The following is a 16,484-nucleotide window of genomic DNA, read 5'->3' as shown; positions in this document are numbered from 1 at the left end:
GCAGATCAAAAAAAAGTGAACCAATCGCAAAATGGACTGAAAAAAGCCACATGACATTCATTTTCAGGTGCTATTTTTAGGTCTCACTGGTAGAGCCATGATGGTTCTTCCTTCCTGACATGAGCAAAAGGAAGCGCTTGATGAAGAGGGCGGGCAACAGATGAATAGAGGATCGTCCGGCAAGGTTACGTTTCCCAACGCCTGCCAGTTGATGCGTTGGCATTTCCATCCCATGGGTTTCGAGGCCAGTATGGACGCCCCGGGCAGCATGGTGGCCCGTCTGTTCGACCGCGCCAGCGGCGAAACCATGATCGCGATTGCGGGCATTCCCTGCGCGACCGTGATGAACGCTCCCGATGTGGAGCGAATCATCGAGGCGGTGGAAGCGGAGCTGGAAGCCTTTGTGCCTCCCGTTGGCTTGAGGCGATTTGCATCCTGACGAAAAAAGCCCACGCCAGTGGGCTTTTTTGTGGGCGACGGTTTCACACCCTGGCGAACCGTCACCCACCCCGGGCGCGACGCTGGTCGGCAAAGAAGGCCTTGCCCGTTCCGATGCGATCCGAGGCCCTGGGCGCGTTGGCGGCCTGGCCTTCCTGCCCGTCGACGTACCAGTAGCAGTGCTGCACTGCTCGTGTGATCCCCACGTAGGCCAGGCGCAGGATCTCGTCTTTCTGCGCCGTATCGTACGGTTCGGCATCCCCGTCCTGTCCCAGCCCGGCCATTCGGTAGACCTGATTCTTGTAGGGCGAGCTGCTCAGGTGCTGGCAGTCACCAAGCAGGAATACCGCATCCGCCTGTAGCCCTTTAGCACTGTGATAGGTCATCTGGCGCAAGCGGCGAGCCGGATGCGGCAAGCTAGAATCCACATTAACTATTGGCTGAATATGCTTTTCTATCAAAAGCTTATCGCTTGTTTTTCGATACAACATCAAGATTGAATCGCCCTTGCGATAATGTTCTTCCAGCTTGCGGGCCATGCCCTCGTCGTCGCGATCGAGCACCGCAACCGGGCTGGGTACCGAAGGCTTGCCGCTGGCCTTGGCTTTCTTGCCGGGGATGGCGGCGGCGGCCCGCACGATGTGCTCGGCCGCATCGATGATGTATTGATGGCTGCGGTAGTTGTCCGTGAGCATGACCCGGGTGTTCGCCGGCGACGGAAACTGCTTGGTGAACGCCATGAAGTAACTGGGTGAGCTGCCGCGCCAGCCGTAGATGGATTGCCAGTCGTCCCCCACGCACAGCAATGACGAACGTTGCGCGGCGCGCCCCACGTGCATGGCCGCTCCACGACTGCGCACTTCTCGAAGACAGGCGCGAAGCCAGGAGACGATCTGCGGCGAGACGTCCTGGAACTCGTCGATCATCAGGTGCGACAAGGGCCGTAGGTGCTCATCGCCCAGCAATCTGAAGTTTTCCGGTGAATGCTCGCTGAACAGCGCGAACATCCGGTTGTAGGTCATCACAGGTGGCGACTGGTCGAGCAGATGGTCTTCGAAGGCTCGCCAGAAACGACTCAGTGCCTCGAAAAAGTATCGGTCGGGGTCGTCCTGTGCGAAGCACATCTGTCCTACCGCATCCGGAACGTCCATGCCAAGGTTCTCGATGAAACTGGCGGCGGCCACGAAACAATCCAGCAGCGGTGCCGCCCCCAGTTCGCCCTTGACCTTATAGTCGAACCCAGGGCCGGCACTGGCATCCCCAGCCAATGCACTCAAAACACGCCTTGAAGACTCATAACTTTCTATCCATATCAATGGCTTACGACAGAAAGCTTGAAACAGGGTGCGCTTTACAGCCCATTCCGCCCGGATGCCCAGGCGTGCCCCCGGTCGGCTGAGCCGGGCATCCTCCTGCGGGTCGAAGCCCAGCATTACCCAGGCATCCAGCGAGGCAATGTAGCCATGGCAGTGGAATGTCGAGCCGTTGATCTGGAAGGCCTGGCGCCTGGGCTCGATGCCCTTGATGGGCCACGCCCCGGCGCGGAACCACAGGTCCTCGATGGCATCGCACAACTCTTCGTCACGCTGGGCGGCAAGTTCGGTGACGGCGACGCGTTTCTGTACATCGGGGTGGTCGCGCTCCAAGGCCTTGAGTTGCAGGGCGTGCCGGGACAGCGAGCCGATCAGCTCACGGAGTCGTTCATCGCGCTGGTAAAGGTGGTGATAGCAGGCGTTTAGCTGCTGGCGTTGAGCATCATTGATGCGCAAGTCAAAGGGATTGCCCTCATCGTCATCGCCCGCCACCGCGCGATGGCTCAGGGTCTCGAAAGCCTGGAGCCGTTCGAATCCCGGCAGGCTGCGCACCATGGGCAGAATTCTCGAATGGAAGGTCCGCACCAGGTCTCGCGCTTCCTTGAGACTGACCGTACGCCCCCACAAGGCGAAAACCTCGATCAGTTTCTGGATGAAATCCTTGCGTGACTCGCGGGTGAAGGTCACCACGGTCATCGAATCCAGTTCGAACCCCAGGTATTGGGACAGCAGCACGATACGCAGTACCAGGGTCGTGGACTTGCCCGCACCGGCCCCCGCCACCACCGAGGTGGACGGTGTGTCGCTGAAAATCATCTTCCATTGCGCGGCACTGGGCTGCGCGTGGGCGGGCAGTAATCGGGCCACATCCGCCTTGATGCGTTTCTTCAGTTCAGCGGTCAAGGGCAGGCGCCAGTCATCGAACAACAGATCATCGACTCTCGGCGCCGGGTGCTCGGTGCTGCGAGCGTCACGGATCAACAGGACCTGGCGCCCCTCTTCCAGCCCCTCGGCCCGGCCTTCCTGATATCCGTAATCGAAACCGGCGGTATGACCACTACGAAAACCATCCGCCTGACCGTGCAACCACGATGCCCGGTGCTGGGCTCGCAGCCGCGTCAGGCCGTGGCCGAACAAGCGCGCGGCCAGGCGCTTGAGCAGCGGCATCTGGGCCACGGGTAGAAGTTCGGAAGGAAGATCGGGAGAGTGTTGCGCCACGCTGAAAAACTCCGGTGTACAGAACCATGGGCGCTATGGTGTCTTGATTTGCCGTTGTGTGCCACTCAAAAGCTTGCAGGTCAGAGGGTTAGGCGATGAACTGAAAGTGCCTTGATAACGCCAGCACCGCGGGCCTGTCCCTCAAGCAAGGCTGCCGGATACGGGCAATCGACGAGCATTGGGGCGATCCGGTATCGTGCCGTTCGATACCTTGTCCTTCCCTTGGGCAATCACGGACTGCGAAGCCAGCATGAACCAGATGAACCATGACGTCGTCGCCAGCGATTCGATCTGCCAGCCCCGTACCCTGGTCTTCCTGGCCTACCCGCAGATGGGCTTGCTGGACCTGACCGGTGCCCAGACCGTCTTCTGGGCGGCTACCAAGGCCATGACTGAACGTGGCCTGCCCGGCTACGCAGTGCACACGGCGAGCCTCGACGGCGGGTTGATGCGAACCGCCGAAGGCCTCGCCGTGGACACCTGCGCCCTGCACCGCTTCGACGAGGCGCCTATCGATACCTTGATCGTGCCCGGCGCCCCCGATATCCGCCAGGCCATGATCGACTGCGTCGATCTGGTGGATTGGCTGCGGGCCGCCTCGGTCAAGGCCAGGCGCACCGCATCGGTATGCAGCGGCACGTTCCTGATGGCCCAGGCAGGCCTGCTCGACGGGCGCCGGGCCGCCACCCATTGGGCCATGTGCGAGATGCTCAGGAACGGTTTCCCGGCGGTCGAAGTCGACCTGGACGCGATTTTCATCCAGCAGGACCGGATATGGACCTCGGCGGGCGTCAGTGCTGGCATCGACATGGCCCTGGCCCTGGTCGAAGCCGACTGCGGTCGCGAAGTCGCGCTGCAAGTGGCCCGGGAGCTGGTGGTGTTTCTCAAGCGGCCCGGCGGACAGGCGCAGTTCAGCCAACTGCTGCAATTGCAGACCCGGGACAGCGCCGGATTCGACGAGCTGCACGTCTGGATCAGCCAGCACCTGGACGATGACCTGACCATCGAACAACTGGCTCGCCAGGCCCGGATGAGTCCGCGCAATTTCGCCCGGGTCTACAAGCGTCGCACGGGACATACCCCGGCCAAGGCCGTGGAGATGTTCCGCCTGGAAGCCGCGCGACGGCTGCTGGAAGACTCCCAGCGCAACATCGACCAGATTGCCCGGTCGTGCGGCTTCGGTGACGAGGAGCGGATGCGCCTCACCTTCCAGCGCCACCTTTCGATTTCCCCACGGGACTACCGTCAACGGTTTTCCCGCTGACCCCGGCCTGCCAGACCCGATGCTGGCAGGATTTCAGGGTTTTCTGTCCTACCGGCGAAAACGCGGCACTTTTAAGATACGAGACCGAAGCTCTGTCCTTGCGACGCCCCGGAGCCGGCCCCTCAAAAAATACAAAAGGTCCGCCAGCGTGCCCACACCCGCCACGATGTTCAAAAGCATCCATGACAGCCTCCGGTACACCCCCTGTCAGATCGCCTCGCGACCTTCGATGGGGATCAGTCCCCATCCGCTGGTGAACGCCCTGGGCTGGGCGGTCGGGCTGGTGGTGGCCTGCGGCATTGTCATCATCAATTCCGAGACCCGATCCGACCTGGCCCCCACCCTGCTCTACATCACCTTGCTGTTGATGGCGGCCAACCTGTTCTCCATCAACCTGGTCATCACCGTCGCGCTGATGTGCATGCTCCTGCTCACGGCGATGTTCCTGTACAACGGCGGTTATCATCGCTGGGACTCCACCACCGGCTTCTTTCGCTGCCTGACGGCCCTGTCCGCCATCGCGTTCCTGGCGCTGCGCAGCAAGCAGGCGTCCGACAGCCTGCGCCACAACGAGGCCTATCTGGTCGGAGCCCAACGCCTGAGCCAGACCGGCAGCTTCGGCTTTCGCGGCGATCGTTCGGACCTGTCCTGGTCGGAGGAGTCGGCGCGGATCTTCGAATACCCCAGCGGCAAGACGCCGACGGTTTCGATGGTGCTGGAACGCACCCACCCCGAAGACCTCGAACGGGTGCTGGATATGTTCGGCCAGGCCGCCCGTCGCGCCCCCCAGATCGAGGTCGAGCTGCGGCTGCTGATGCCTGACGGGCGCATCAAGCATATCCATCTGATCGCCAGCCTCCTGCCTTCCGCACAGGGTCGTTTCCAGTACCTGGGGGCCTTGATGGACATGACGGCCAGCAAGCAGGCCGAGGAAGCGCTGTTCCGCGCCCAGGCTCAACTGGCCCATGTCACCCGCCTGACCTCGCTGGGGGAAATGGCCGCCTCCATTGCCCATGAAGTCAACCAGCCGCTCACCGCCATCACCAGCAGTGCCCAGGCCTGTCGACGCTGGCTGGAGCGTCCGCAGCCCGACCTGGAGGAAGCCCTCGATTCCCTCGAGCGGATCGTCGCCAGCTCGAGCCGCGCCAGCGAAGTCATCGACCGTATCCGGTCGCTGTCGCGCAAATGCGATCCACGGCGTCAGGCCGAGTCGCTGGACGAAGTGGTCAACGAGACCCTGAACCTGGTCCAGCAGCAACTGGTGCTGCACAAGGTCACGGCGAAAGTGGACCTGGCGACCTGCGCAGGCCATGTCAGCGCCGACCGGGTGCAATTGCAGCAGGTGATCATCAACCTGGTCATCAATGCCTGTCATGCCATGGACGCCGTTGCGGTCAGCGACCGGCTCCTGCAGATACGCACCTGGATAGAGGACAACGAGGCCGTCCTGGAGGTGACTGACCAGGGCACGGGCATCGCGCAGGATGTCCTGCCTTCGCTGTTCACCCCGTTCTTCACCACGAGAGAGAACGGCCTCGGCATGGGCCTGGCCATCTGTCGCTCCATCATCGAATTCCACGACGGCAGGATCTGGGCCACCAGCGAAGCCGGTCGAGGGACTTCGTTCAGGTTCGCATTGCCGCTTATCCCTTGACCCATGACCGCCTCGGACACGCCCATGACTTTCGATCACGCCGCTCGCCAGGCCAATCTCCAGGAACCGATCGTCTACATCGTCGACGACGATGCGCCACTGCGCGAGGCCCTTGGCAGCCTGTTGCGCTCCATCGACCTGCAGGTGGAGCTGTTCGGCTCGGTAGCGCAGTTCATGCAATTCCCCCGCCCCGCCGTCCCCAGTTGCCTGGTGCTGGATGTACGCCTGCGGGGCACCAGCGGCCTGGATTTCCAGCAGGAACTGGCGGCGGCCAACATCAACCTGCCGATAGTGTTCATGACCGGCCACGGCGATATCCCCATGACGGTCCGGGCCATGAAAGCCGGGGCGGTGGATTTCCTGAGCAAGCCGTTCCGGGAGCAGGACCTGATCGATGCGGTATCTGCCGCTCATCAGCGAGACCGCTTGCGCCGCGAGTCCGACCGAGCCCGCCAGGCGCTGGAAGCTCGCTATGCGGCACTGACGCCCAGGGAAAGGCAGGTCATGGCGCTGGCCATCTCGGGCCTGATGAACAAGCAGATCGCCGGGGAAATCGGCCTGAGCGAGATTACCGTCAAGATCCACCGCGGCCAGGCCATGCGCAAGATGTGCGCCCGCTCCTTCGCCGATCTGGTACGCATGGGCCAGGCGCTGGATATGCCCGGCTGAATCTTCATACCCACGTATACTAGGCGCGGGTCATGGACAGGGTATCTTGCAGTGAAGACGGCGCCGTTATGGCGACCTGATATCGCTGCCGGGTCTCTCAATGTCAAACACCGCAATCATTTCAGTTGTCGATGACGACGAATCCGTTCGAAAAGCACTGGACGGCCTGCTGCGTTCCAGCGGGTACACAGTACACACTTACGCCAGCGCCCTGGAGTTCCTTTCCGGCGGCGGCCCCGAACAGACCGATTGCCTGCTATCGGACATCAGGATGCCCGGCATGAGCGGCATCGAGCTGTGCAACGAACTGGCTGCGCGGAACATCCGGATTCCCGTCATTATCATCAGCGGCCACCCCGGCCCACCGCCTCGGGTCAAGCCCGGCGTGGCCGAGCCCGTGGCGCTTTTCCCCAAGCCGTTCGGATGCGTGGAACTGATCGCCTGCATCGAATCGGTGCTCAAGCACACGGTTTGACAGGCCAGCCCTTCTCATCAGCGCGTCACTGCAAACCCTACAGGCTTGCCCGCGAACGCGACGGCCTATCCTGCGTCGCCTGTGGGCCAGGCATTTTTCCGGTCGATCCGCGCCGTGCCGGTTGCGGCACTCACACCTTCGTATAGGTCCTTCATACCCAGACATATTCCCGCTGACCTTATGTAGAAGTGCTGGCCCCCCCCACCGGCGAATAGCATTGCTCTGGCGAACCGAAGCTGAAGGCATGAGCCAAGCACTTTCGGGCATTCGCGGCGTGGCCACAATGAATGGGCTGAACCCTTCAACGTATCGATCTTTCTTCGGGAGCAAATCATGAAACAGCATATTCTGGTGGTAGGCGCGGGGTTCGGCGGGGTCTGGAGCGCGTTGAGCGCTGCCCGGCTCATCGACCTGCACAAGCGCAACGATGTGCAGATTTCGGTCCTGGCTCCCCAGGCCGAGCTGCGCATCCGGCCTCGTTTCTACGAGCCCGATGTGCATACCATGGCAGCACCGCTTCATGGATTGTTCGATGCGGTGGGTGTGAACTTCGTACAGGGCTCGGCCCACCGTATCGACCCCGATCGCAAGGAAGTAGGCTACCGCGACGCCTCAGGCAGCCAGGCCACGCTGAGCTATGATCGCCTGGTCCTCGCCACCGGCAGCCAACTGGTGCGTCCGGACCTTGAAGGCATGCTGGAGCACGCCTTCGACGTCGATGAGATCGAACAGGCGACGCGCCTCGAAGCCCACCTCAAATCCCTCAAGCACCTGCCAGACAGCCCGGCCCGCAACACCGTGGTGGTCGCCGGCGGAGGCTTCACCGGTATCGAGACCGCAACCGAAATGCCCGCCCGCCTGCGAGCGGTGCTGGGGGACGAGGCAAAAATCCGCGTGATCGTGGTGGACCGCGGCCCCCAGATCGGCGCGTCCCTGGGTGACGGTATCCGCCCGTCGATCATCGAGGCCTCGGGCCACCTGGGCATCGAGTGGATCCTCAACGCTTCGGTCGAGTCGGTGGATGCCGGCGGCGTCACACTGTCTGACGGCCAGCGTATCGAGTCCAACACTGTGATCTGGACCGTAGGGTTCCGCGCCAGTGCGCTGACTCAACAAGTGCCGGGCACCCGGGACCGCCAGGGTCGCCTGCACGTCGATGGCAACCTGAAGGTGCTGGGCCAGAACGACATTTTCGCCGCTGGTGACGTGGCCTATGCCGCAACCGACACCTTGGGCAACTATGCGGCCATGTCCTGCCAGCACGCCATCGCCCTGGGTCGCTATGCCGGCAATAACGTGGCGGCCGACCTGCTGGGCGTAGCACCGATGGCCTACAGCCAGCCCAAGTACGTCACATGCCTGGACCTGGGAGCCTGGGGCGCGGTGTTCACCGAGGGCTGGGATCGCCAGCTCAAACTGGTGGGACAGGAAGCCAAGTCGCTCAAGACCCAGATCAACACGGTATGGATCTATCCACCTGCGGCGGATCGCGCAACCGCCCTGGCAGCGGCCGACCCACTGATACCGGTGGCCTGATCCTTTCGTCCTGACCGGCCGCCACTCTCCTTTGCGAGCCGGTCCTTCCCGAACGCCCGCCCACCCTTTTCAGGCGGGCGTCTTTTTCCTGCTCCGCCATAAACAAGCCTGGATATTGCCATTGCCCAGCAAAATCCGTTGCAAGGCCCGCCCTTCACCCCGGCGGCACGAGGTAAGGTAGGCCAAACCATCCGTATAGAGGTGTGTCGTGGCGTCCTATTCCTTGCGTCAGCTGAAGTACTTCGTCACCACCGTTGAATGCGGCAGCGTCGCCGAGGCCTCCCGCAAGCTGTACATCGCGCAGCCGTCCATCGCCACCGCCGTCAAGGGGCTCGAGGACAGCTTCGGTGTGCAGTTGCTTATCCGCCATCATGCCCAGGGCGTCTCGCTGACCCCGGGAGGCGCTCGTTTCTACCGCAAGGCCCAGGAGCTGCTGCGCATGGCCCGGGAATTCGAGCAGAACGCGCTGGCCGACAATGATGTCGTAAGCGGCCAGATCGACATCGGTTGCTTCGAGACCGTCGCCCCGCTCTACCTGCCCCGCCTGATCGCCGGCTTTCGCCAGCGCTTTCCCGGCGTGGAGATCCGTGTGCAGGACGGCGAGCAGCAGGAGCTGGTGCAAGGTCTGACCGGCGGGCGTTTCGACCTGGCGATTTTCTATGAGCACGACCTCGACAGCACCATCGAGACCCAGGCCCTGACGGCGCCGCAGCGCCCCTACGCCCTGTTGCCGGTGGGGCATCGCTTCGCCGGCCAGGCCCAGGTGTCGCTACGCGACCTGGCCCTGGAGCCGATGATCCTGTTGGATGTACAACCGAGCCGGACGTATTTCGTCAGCATCTTCGAAGAATTGGGCCTGACGCCGAATATCGTCTTCAGCTCGCCCTCCATCGAAATGGTACGCGGCATGGTCGGCCAGGGTTTCGGGTTCGCGGTGCTGGTGACACGCCCCCATTGCACCACCACTTACGATGGGCAACAGGTGGTCTGCGTCGGTATCACCGAAGACGTCACAGGCTCGGCGCTGGTGGCGGGCTGGCTGCGGCGCGCGCACCTGACCAAACCGGCACAGCTGTTCGTGGAGTATTGCCGGGAACAATTCAGGCAGTGGTTGCCGTGAACCCGCCAGGCAGGCCGTGACGAGGAAAAGTCCCCTCGCCACGGCTGGTTCGCCTAGCGGGCCGCCCAGGCGTTGAAACGCTGCTCCAGCTCCTCGCCATGGTCGACCCAGAACTCGGAGTCCACGGCCCGAGCCCCGGCCAGATTGGCTTCGGCGGTAGGCAACTGGTCCCTCACGGCCTCGGGCAGCAAACCCAGCGTCTGGCGATGCACGGGCCCGTAAGGGATATTTTCCGAGAACACTTTCTGGGTCTGGGGCTGGCTGGCGAACGCGATGAACCGCTCGGCCAGGGCCTTGTTCGGCGTGCCCTTGACCACGGCCCAGTACTCCGGGTCATACAGGCTTTGCGGCCAGACGATGCTCAGCTTCATGCCCTCCTTCTGCGCCGAAGCGATGCGCCCGTTGTAGGCGGCACTCATCGCCACATCCCCTGCCACCAGCCATTGCGCCGGTTGGGCGCCGGCTTCCCACCATTGGATATTCGGCTTGATCTGGTCCAGCTTGGCGAAAGCCCGCGACACTCCCTCCGGCGTGTTCAAGACGTTGTACAGCTCCTCTGCCTTGACGCCGTCGGCGAGCAAGGCGATTTCCAGGGTGTATTTGGCACCCTTGCGCAGGCCGCGCTTGCCGGGATACTCGGTGAGGTTCCAGAAGTCCGCCCATGACCTGGGCGCCTTGCCGAGCTTGCTCTGGTCGTAGGCCAGGACCATCGACCACACATAGGTGGCGACGCCGCATTCGTTGAGCGCACCCGGTACGTAGTTCGCCGGGTCGCCCATGGCCGTCAGGTCGAGTTTCTCGAACAGGCCTTCTTCACAGCCTCGCAGCAGCTCGGGGCTTTCCACTTCGACCACGTCCCAACTGGTGTGACCCGCCGTGACCATGGCCTTGATCTTCGACAGTTCGCCATTGTATTCGCCAGCCACGATGCTTCCTGCACCGCTGGCATTGAAGGGTTGGAAGTAGGCCTTGTCCTGGGCCTGCTTGGTGGCGCCGCCAAAGGAAATCACGGTCAGGCTTTGTGGCGCGGCCAAGGCGCTGGTACTCAGCAAAGCCAGGACGCACGCAATGTTGCAACGCAAGGATCTGGACATGAAGCGGTTCCTCGAAATGCCGGCTCGCCCGCACGAGCCAGCGCGGGACTCAGGGGTGACCGTAAGCGCGGGCGGTGCGGTCTACAGCATTACCGGTCTTGTCGACCCGTTCGTTGTTACCCGGGGAGCTCGCCATCGGCACCGTATCCGTCAGGCGCAGTGTCGCGCCCCGGGTTCGCCAGTCGTTGAAGTCGTTCACGCAAGCTCCTCGGCCCAGAAAGGGTGGGGTTCGCTGAGGTGGCGTGCCAATCGATCCATCATGCGATCACAGGCCGCCATCTGCTCGACGCTCACGTATTCATCGGGTTTATGTCCCTGGTCCATGCTGCCGGGGCCGCACACCACGGTGGGGATACCGGCCTGGTCGAACAGGCCACCTTCGGTACCGAAAGCCACCGTGCCAAAAGCGTCGCTGCCGCACAGCTGCGCGACCAGGCGCGCGGCGGCGCTCTTGGGTGACGTCGCCAGCCCCGGGTAGCAAGACAGCTGTTCGAAACGGATGGCGGTGGCGCCATTTACCGCCTGCATGGCCGGCAGAAGGGTCTGTTCGGCAAAGCCTTGCAACTGCGCGACGACCCCCTGCGGAGCGAAATCCGGCAAGGCCCGGATTTCAAAATCGAAACGACAATCGGCCGGCACGATGTTCAACGCGGTGCCTCCCTGGATCACCCCGACCTGCACCGTCGAATACGCCGGGTCGAAGCGCGGGTCATGCCGTGCCGGATCGGCCAGCCATGCGCCAATCTCTCCCAGCCTGCCGATCAGCCGTGCCGCCTGCTCGATGGCGTTCACGCCGTGAGGGGCATAGGCCGAGTGGCAGGCTGCCCCTCTGACATGACAACGCATCGCCAACTTGCCCTTGTGACCGAGCACCGGCTGCAGCTGCGTAGGCTCGCCGATCAGGCACAACGCAGGCTCGGCAATGGACTCGGGCAGTGTTTCCAGCAGGCTGCGTACACCCAGGCAACCGACTTCTTCGTCGTAGGAGAACGCCAGATGCACCGGCCGACGAAGTGGGCTGGCGAGGAACATTGGCACCGCTGCCAGCACCGAGGCCAGGTAGCCTTTCATGTCCGCCGTGCCCCGGCCGAACAGTTTGCCGTCGGCTTCGCTCAGGCAGAACGGATCCACCGTCCAGGCCTGCCCGTCTACCGGTACCACGTCGGTGTGCCCCGACAGAACGACCCCGCCAGGTTCCAGCGGGCCAATGCTGGCCAGCAGGTTGGCCTTGGTCCGCTCGGAGTTGTAGATCAGCTCGCATTCAACCCCCAGGTCCGCCAGGTACTGACGCACGAATCCGACCAGCGCCAGGTTGGAGTCGCGACTGACCGTGGCGAAACCCACCAGCCTGGCCAGCAGTGCGCGACTGCGCAGTTCATTCATCGCCCGGCACTCCATAGCTGGGCGCCAGGGTGGGGTTCAAGGCGCGGGTCAGGTAGTCCTGCAGTTGCGGCTGATAGGCCGTCCAGAGTTTTTCCAGTTCGCCGACAGGATCCTGCTCCGCCCAGTCCACCCGCAGGTCGACGATGGGCCAGGTCAGGTCGTCCACCACCGACAGCGCCGCCGAGTGCACCGCCCCGGCTTCGCCACCCGCTTCCTGGCCGGCTCGCAAGGCCCGCATCAGACGGGCGGCGAGACTGCCCTCGCTGTGCTGGAAGGCCATGACCATGGCGTCGATCACGATATCGTCGGCCAACAGGTTGCCGGCCGCCACGCACTGCTCGCCGGCCAAGGCACGATGAATCCCCAAGGCACGGCTGCCGCTGTAGATCGCCGTGTTGCCCTGGGCATCGATCACTGCCACCTGGCGATACTCGCTATAGCCATTGCGCGCCAGGACACGGTCCACGGCTTCTTGCGCCTCCAGGCCCGTGGCAAGCTCGTCCAGGATCAACGGGCCCAGCGCCGGCAGTGTGATGTTCTGGCTCGACATCGCGCCAACCCCTGCGCGCAACCAGGGGCAGCGGGCACCGACGGCGATACTCGAAGAACTGATGGCGACGCCCAGCTGGCCGGTTTCGGCGCAGCGTCCGACAATGGAAAAAGTCATGGTTCGGTCCTTATTCGGGAATCACGGCGATCACGTCGATTTCCATCAGCCACTGGGGCTGGCCAAGGGCACTGACCACCAGTCCGGTGGAAATCGGAAACACACCCTTGAGCCATTTACCGACCTCCTGGTACACGGGCTCGCGGTAGCGCGGATCGGTCAGGTAGGTGGTGGTCTTGACGATGTGCGTCAGGTCGCTGCCGGCTTCTTCCAGCAATTGCTTGACGTTGCGCATGGCTTGTTCGGCCTGGGCCCTGGGATCGCCAAGCCCCACCAGCCGCCCCTCGAAGTCGGTGCCGACCTGCCCGCGGACATAGACGGTGTTGCCGGCCCGTACGGCCTGGCACAGGTCGTTGTCCAGGGCCTGGTTCGGGTAGGTGTCCTTGGTGTTGAACATGCGGATACGGGTGTGAGTAGGCATCAGCGGACTCCCATCAGGCTGGTTTTCGAGTTGTGCGAATCGATGGCGGGCGCAGGCGAGTCCAGGCTGTCGCTCGGGCGACGATAGGCCAGGTACGTGCGCTGTTTGACGATGTGGTCACTGATATGCCGGGCGTCGTGCCAGACGCCCCAGATGAACGCCGACCCGCGCCGCGACAACCAAGGCAGGCCGACAAAATACAAACCCGGCTCGCTGGACACGCCTCGCTGGTGACGGGGCTTGCCGTTGGCATCGAGGACGTCGACCTTCAGCCAGCTGTAGTCCACCGAATACCCTGTGGCCCAGATGATCGTACCGACGCCAGCCTCCAGCAGATCGAGCGTCAGGATCGGATGGGTCAGGCATGGCGGGTCGGGCGGCAGTTGGCGGGCCTCAGGTTCGAGAGGCAGGTCCAGCCCGTTGCGGGCAATGTAGGCATCAGCGGCATCCAGCAGCGCCAGGTAGTTTTCATCGCCGCGGGCGATGTTCTCGGCCAGGTTCGGCTCAAAGCGAACCTGGCCGCCATCGAACGCTTTCGTCAGGCCCACCAGGGTGATGCCTTCATGGGCGAGCCTGCGGAAATCCACGGTATGACCGCCACGGGCACCGCTCACGGCAATGGTCACGTGCTCCTTGCCGGGCCGGACAGCCTCGGCATCCCACTCCCCAAGCACCCCCAGCCACCAGCAGAAATCCCGGTTGCGGTAGGACCGGGGTGGACGGTCATGGGCCCCCACGGAAAGGTAGACGCGCTTGCCGGCACGTAGCAACTCATCGGCGATCTGCACACCCGATGAGCCCGCTCCCACGACCAGGACCGCGCCTTCGGACAACTGCCCGGGATTGCGATACTGTGCGGAGTGCATCTGGACGATGCCGGCCAGATCAGGTGCGATGGGCGGAATGACCGCCCGCTGGAACGGCCCGGTGGCGACCACCACATGGATCGCCTCGATCAGCCCCTCCGACGTTTCAACGCTGAAGCCGGGACGACCGACATTGCGCTGAACCTTCCTCACGTCCACCCCGGTACGGATCGGCGCGTTGAACTTGCTGGCATAGGCAACGAAGTAATCGGCCACCTGATCCTTGCCGGCGAAGGCGTCGGGATCGAGCCCCTCGAATTCGAGCCCGGGAAACCGGTCATGCCAGGCCGGACCGTTGGCGACCAGGGAATCCCAGCGCGCCGTGCGCCAGGCTTCGGCAATGCGGTTGCGCTCCACCACGAGGTGAGGCACGCCTTGCCTGCTCAAATGTTCGCTCATGGCCACGCCGGCCTGGCCGGCGCCAATGACAAGCGTATCGATGTGGATCGTTTCAAAGGGCATGTGTGCACTTCCGGCAGTGGGTTCGATTCAGAGCTGCATCGCGACCGCTTCGGGTTCTGTCTTGTTGTTCTGCGGTGTGTTTGGAGCGATGTCGAAGCGATTGTGTTGGCCGGCGGGGATTTGCGAAACGAGGCTTTTTATCGTTGCTGGAAAGGAAAAAGCTGCCTGGGCGCCTGCCTCGAAGACAGGTGCCTGGCAGGCGACTCATGGGTCAGAGAAGTTGCACAGCGAAGGCTGCGCAAAGAAGGGACGGATCAGCCGATAGCTCGGCAAACGGCCTTGCCTCAGGGGCCGACGATGGCCTCTTCGGGCTCGGCCATGGCCACCACCTCCGGCACATAGGCAAACCCCGCCGCCTCCCAATCCCGCCAGCCAGGTGTCTCGTCCGGCAACCAGGGAGACTCGATCGGTTCGATGGGCACCGCAGTCCATTTACCCTCCACCTCAACTTGCCAATACCACCAGGCCTCCACTTTGCCGTCCCGTTCCACGGCCAGCGGCATGAAGTCATCCTGGCCATCGCGCGGCACCAGTTTCCAGTCTGGCCGGAGTTTCTTGCGCACACGCTGCAGGCGCTGTGTCTGCAGATCGAGCAGCACGGCGGGCAATTGGTCATATCCGCAGCCGGGACGAGCACTCTCGTCGCCCACGAACCGGGCGAATCCCAGCGACTGCTGCCCAGCGGCCAGGCGTTCGAGTTCTTCGCCGGTACGCACATGAAAGGTGATCGCCCCCAGGTTCAGGGCACTGTCGCTGAAGCTCACCTGTGGGCCCATCTGGGCGAGAATGTAGAACTGGGCCGGAAATACCGTTTCCTTGAGATTCTTGTCTTCGATGATGTTCCATCGGCAGGTCTTGTTCAGGCGCCAGTTGGCCGGCGAAGCCGTGCTCTTGATTTCCAGCGTCACGCCCCAGCTCAATTGCAGGTCGAACACATCACCATGGGGCTGGACCTGATAGTGCTTTTCGATGCTGCGGGTCAGGTCGCCGGGCCCAGGGGTATAGGTGGTCAACGCTCTCACCGTATCGCCGACGATGTCGTCGCAGTGGGCGATGAGTTTTTGGGCCACCAGGTATTCGATCAACACGCCCCGCAACACGGGTACGTTCATGTTGGAGAACGCCCATCGCCAGAAATCGTTGGCCGTATGGGGCGTGACGCGGTCGCCGAAGGAAAACGTGGTGCCGGCATCCAGGAACCGCTTGAGATTTTCGATGTGCATGTCTTCCCTGTCATCCATTTCAATCAATGAAGGCAAAATGATGTCATCTTTCGAATGACGATGTCATTCACCATAAGCTGACAATTGTGTCATCTGCTCCTCAGCTGCCTGTCAGCTCCTCTGCACTACTCTGTTATCCTCCTTTGCAAACCGCTCCACACGAGACCGCTCCCATGGCTAATCCCCTGCATCTGCTCGCCCTGAGCGCCCTGTTCATCTCCACCCTGGCCCAGGCCGCCGAACCGGTGGCCATCGACGTGCACCGCGACGCCAACTGCGGTTGCTGCAAGAAATGGATTTCGCACCTGCAAGAGAACGGCTTCAAGGTCAACGACCATGTCGAAACCGACATGGGCGCGGTCAAGCAGCGCCTGGGCGTGGCAACGAACCTGCGTTCCTGCCACACCGCCGAAATCAATGGCAAGTTCGTCGAAGGTCACGTACCGGCGGATCAGGTACTGGCATTGAGCAAGCGCGACGACCTGCTTGGCCTGGCCGCGCCTGGCATGCCGATGGGCTCGCCCGGCATGGAAATGGACGGCATGAGCGATGCCTACCAGGTGATCGGTCAGAAAAAGGATGGAAGCCAGACCGTGGTGGCGGATTATCCGGCCCACTGACGGAGGCGGCCGGGAACGTTCGGGCGGTTCGATTGCCTGTGGTTAATGTCGCCATAATCGG

16 protein-coding genes are annotated in these 16,484 nt (G+C 62.8%); 8 read left to right on the top strand and 8 right to left on the bottom strand.

Annotated features, from left to right (window positions below):
* The first annotated feature begins 160 nt into the window (after positions 1–160).
* The gene (locus BT179_RS15430) at positions 161–439 is read left to right on the top strand and encodes a DUF1652 domain-containing protein (protein WP_072398453.1); all 279 of its coding nucleotides are present in this window, start codon (positions 161–163) and stop codon (positions 437–439) included.
* Positions 440–500: 61 nt separating this feature from the next.
* Here the strand turns inward: BT179_RS15430 and BT179_RS15425 are convergent, their stop codons facing one another.
* Positions 501–2,969, bottom strand: a complete 2,469-nt coding sequence (locus tag BT179_RS15425) for a UvrD-helicase domain-containing protein (RefSeq protein WP_072431175.1) — start codon at positions 2,967–2,969, stop codon at positions 501–503.
* A gap of 259 nt (positions 2,970–3,228) precedes the next feature.
* Between BT179_RS15425 and BT179_RS15420 the strand changes: the two genes are divergently transcribed.
* The 6 genes from BT179_RS15420 to BT179_RS15395 all read left to right on the top strand — a co-directional run bounded on the left by BT179_RS15420 (position 3,229) and on the right by BT179_RS15395 (position 9,687).
* Entirely contained in the window at positions 3,229–4,233 is a 1,005-nt protein-coding gene (locus tag BT179_RS15420) for a GlxA family transcriptional regulator (RefSeq protein ID WP_092181767.1), read from the top strand.
* A 229-nt stretch (positions 4,234–4,462) separates the two neighbouring features.
* Complete coding sequence (locus BT179_RS15415) at positions 4,463–5,887, top strand: sensor histidine kinase (RefSeq protein WP_072398494.1); 1,425 nt, start codon at positions 4,463–4,465, stop codon at positions 5,885–5,887.
* A 24-nt stretch (positions 5,888–5,911) separates the two neighbouring features.
* Positions 5,912–6,556 carry a response regulator transcription factor gene (locus BT179_RS15410; RefSeq protein WP_072398451.1) on the top strand — a complete coding sequence of 215 codons (645 nt, stop codon included), beginning with the start codon at positions 5,912–5,914 and terminating at the stop codon, positions 6,554–6,556.
* A 100-nt stretch (positions 6,557–6,656) separates the two neighbouring features.
* A complete protein-coding gene (locus tag BT179_RS15405) occupies positions 6,657–7,031 on the top strand; it encodes a response regulator transcription factor (protein ID WP_072398450.1) in 375 nt (124 codons plus the stop codon).
* Positions 7,032–7,364: 333 nt separating this feature from the next.
* Positions 7,365–8,567, top strand: coding sequence for an NAD(P)/FAD-dependent oxidoreductase (locus tag BT179_RS15400; protein ID WP_072398449.1), 1,203 nt, complete (start codon positions 7,365–7,367; stop codon positions 8,565–8,567).
* Between the two features lie 208 nt (positions 8,568–8,775).
* The gene (locus tag BT179_RS15395) at positions 8,776–9,687 is read left to right on the top strand and encodes a LysR family transcriptional regulator (protein ID WP_072398448.1); all 912 of its coding nucleotides are present in this window, start codon (positions 8,776–8,778) and stop codon (positions 9,685–9,687) included.
* A 53-nt stretch (positions 9,688–9,740) separates the two neighbouring features.
* On the opposite strand, the gene BT179_RS15390 is transcribed toward BT179_RS15395, so the two are convergent.
* The 7 genes from BT179_RS15390 to BT179_RS15365 all read right to left on the bottom strand — a co-directional run bounded on the left by BT179_RS15390 (position 9,741) and on the right by BT179_RS15365 (position 15,803).
* Positions 9,741–10,781, bottom strand: a complete 1,041-nt coding sequence (locus BT179_RS15390) for an ABC transporter substrate-binding protein (RefSeq protein ID WP_072398447.1) — start codon at positions 10,779–10,781, stop codon at positions 9,741–9,743.
* A gap of 49 nt (positions 10,782–10,830) precedes the next feature.
* Positions 10,831–10,980 carry a hypothetical protein gene (locus BT179_RS26770; RefSeq protein WP_156682196.1) on the bottom strand — a complete coding sequence of 50 codons (150 nt, stop codon included), beginning with the start codon at positions 10,978–10,980 and terminating at the stop codon, positions 10,831–10,833.
* Positions 10,977–12,164, bottom strand: coding sequence for an acetylornithine deacetylase (gene argE / locus BT179_RS15385; RefSeq protein ID WP_072398446.1), 1,188 nt, complete (start codon positions 12,162–12,164; stop codon positions 10,977–10,979). Before argE ends, BT179_RS26770 begins: the two co-directional genes overlap by 4 nt.
* Entirely contained in the window at positions 12,157–12,831 is a 675-nt protein-coding gene (locus BT179_RS15380) for a DUF1028 domain-containing protein (protein ID WP_072431174.1), read from the bottom strand. The genes argE and BT179_RS15380 overlap by 8 nt, the downstream gene beginning before the upstream one ends.
* 10 nt (positions 12,832–12,841) lie before the next feature.
* The gene (locus BT179_RS15375) at positions 12,842–13,252 is read right to left on the bottom strand and encodes a RidA family protein (protein ID WP_072398444.1); all 411 of its coding nucleotides are present in this window, start codon (positions 13,250–13,252) and stop codon (positions 12,842–12,844) included.
* Positions 13,252–14,580: a flavin-containing monooxygenase gene (locus BT179_RS15370; protein ID WP_072431173.1), complete on the bottom strand. Its 1,329-nt coding sequence runs from the start codon at positions 14,578–14,580 to the stop codon at positions 13,252–13,254. The genes BT179_RS15375 and BT179_RS15370 overlap by 1 nt, the downstream gene beginning before the upstream one ends.
* 284 nt (positions 14,581–14,864) lie before the next feature.
* Positions 14,865–15,803, bottom strand: coding sequence for a hypothetical protein (locus BT179_RS15365; protein ID WP_143148710.1), 939 nt, complete (start codon positions 15,801–15,803; stop codon positions 14,865–14,867).
* Between the two features lie 173 nt (positions 15,804–15,976).
* On the opposite strand from BT179_RS15365, the gene BT179_RS15360 reads away from it, so the two are divergent.
* Entirely contained in the window at positions 15,977–16,423 is a 447-nt protein-coding gene (locus BT179_RS15360) for a DUF411 domain-containing protein (RefSeq protein WP_072398442.1), read from the top strand.
* Positions 16,424–16,484 lie beyond the last annotated feature (61 nt).

It is taken from the genome of Pseudomonas sp. NFACC43 (genome assembly GCF_900119645.1).
Taxonomy (GTDB): Bacteria; Pseudomonadota; Gammaproteobacteria; order Pseudomonadales; family Pseudomonadaceae; genus Aquipseudomonas.
This window is presented reverse-complemented; position numbering and strand designations above follow the sequence as displayed.

Excerpts from the sequence above, each read along its gene's own strand:
- BT179_RS15415 (WP_072398494.1), top strand. The coding sequence starts at position 4,463 with ATGGGGATCAGTCCCCATCCGCTGGTGAACGCCCTGGGCTGGGCGGTC.
- BT179_RS15380 (WP_072431174.1), bottom strand. The coding sequence starts at position 12,831 with ATGACTTTTTCCATTGTCGGACGCTGCGCCGAAACCGGCCAGCTGGGC.
- BT179_RS15405 (WP_072398450.1), top strand. The coding sequence starts at position 6,657 with ATGTCAAACACCGCAATCATTTCAGTTGTCGATGACGACGAATCCGTT.
- BT179_RS15430 (WP_072398453.1), top strand. The coding sequence starts at position 161 with ATGAATAGAGGATCGTCCGGCAAGGTTACGTTTCCCAACGCCTGCCAG.
- BT179_RS15410 (WP_072398451.1), top strand. The coding sequence starts at position 5,912 with ATGACTTTCGATCACGCCGCTCGCCAGGCCAATCTCCAGGAACCGATC.
- BT179_RS15365 (WP_143148710.1), bottom strand. The coding sequence starts at position 15,803 with ATGCACATCGAAAATCTCAAGCGGTTCCTGGATGCCGGCACCACGTTT.
- BT179_RS15360 (WP_072398442.1), top strand. The coding sequence starts at position 15,977 with ATGGCTAATCCCCTGCATCTGCTCGCCCTGAGCGCCCTGTTCATCTCC.
- BT179_RS15390 (WP_072398447.1), bottom strand. The coding sequence starts at position 10,781 with ATGTCCAGATCCTTGCGTTGCAACATTGCGTGCGTCCTGGCTTTGCTG.
- BT179_RS15400 (WP_072398449.1), top strand. The coding sequence starts at position 7,365 with ATGAAACAGCATATTCTGGTGGTAGGCGCGGGGTTCGGCGGGGTCTGG.
- BT179_RS15375 (WP_072398444.1), bottom strand. The coding sequence starts at position 13,252 with ATGCCTACTCACACCCGTATCCGCATGTTCAACACCAAGGACACCTAC.
- argE (WP_072398446.1), bottom strand. The coding sequence starts at position 12,164 with ATGAATGAACTGCGCAGTCGCGCACTGCTGGCCAGGCTGGTGGGTTTC.
- BT179_RS15420 (WP_092181767.1), top strand. The coding sequence starts at position 3,229 with ATGAACCATGACGTCGTCGCCAGCGATTCGATCTGCCAGCCCCGTACC.
- BT179_RS15370 (WP_072431173.1), bottom strand. The coding sequence starts at position 14,580 with ATGCCCTTTGAAACGATCCACATCGATACGCTTGTCATTGGCGCCGGC.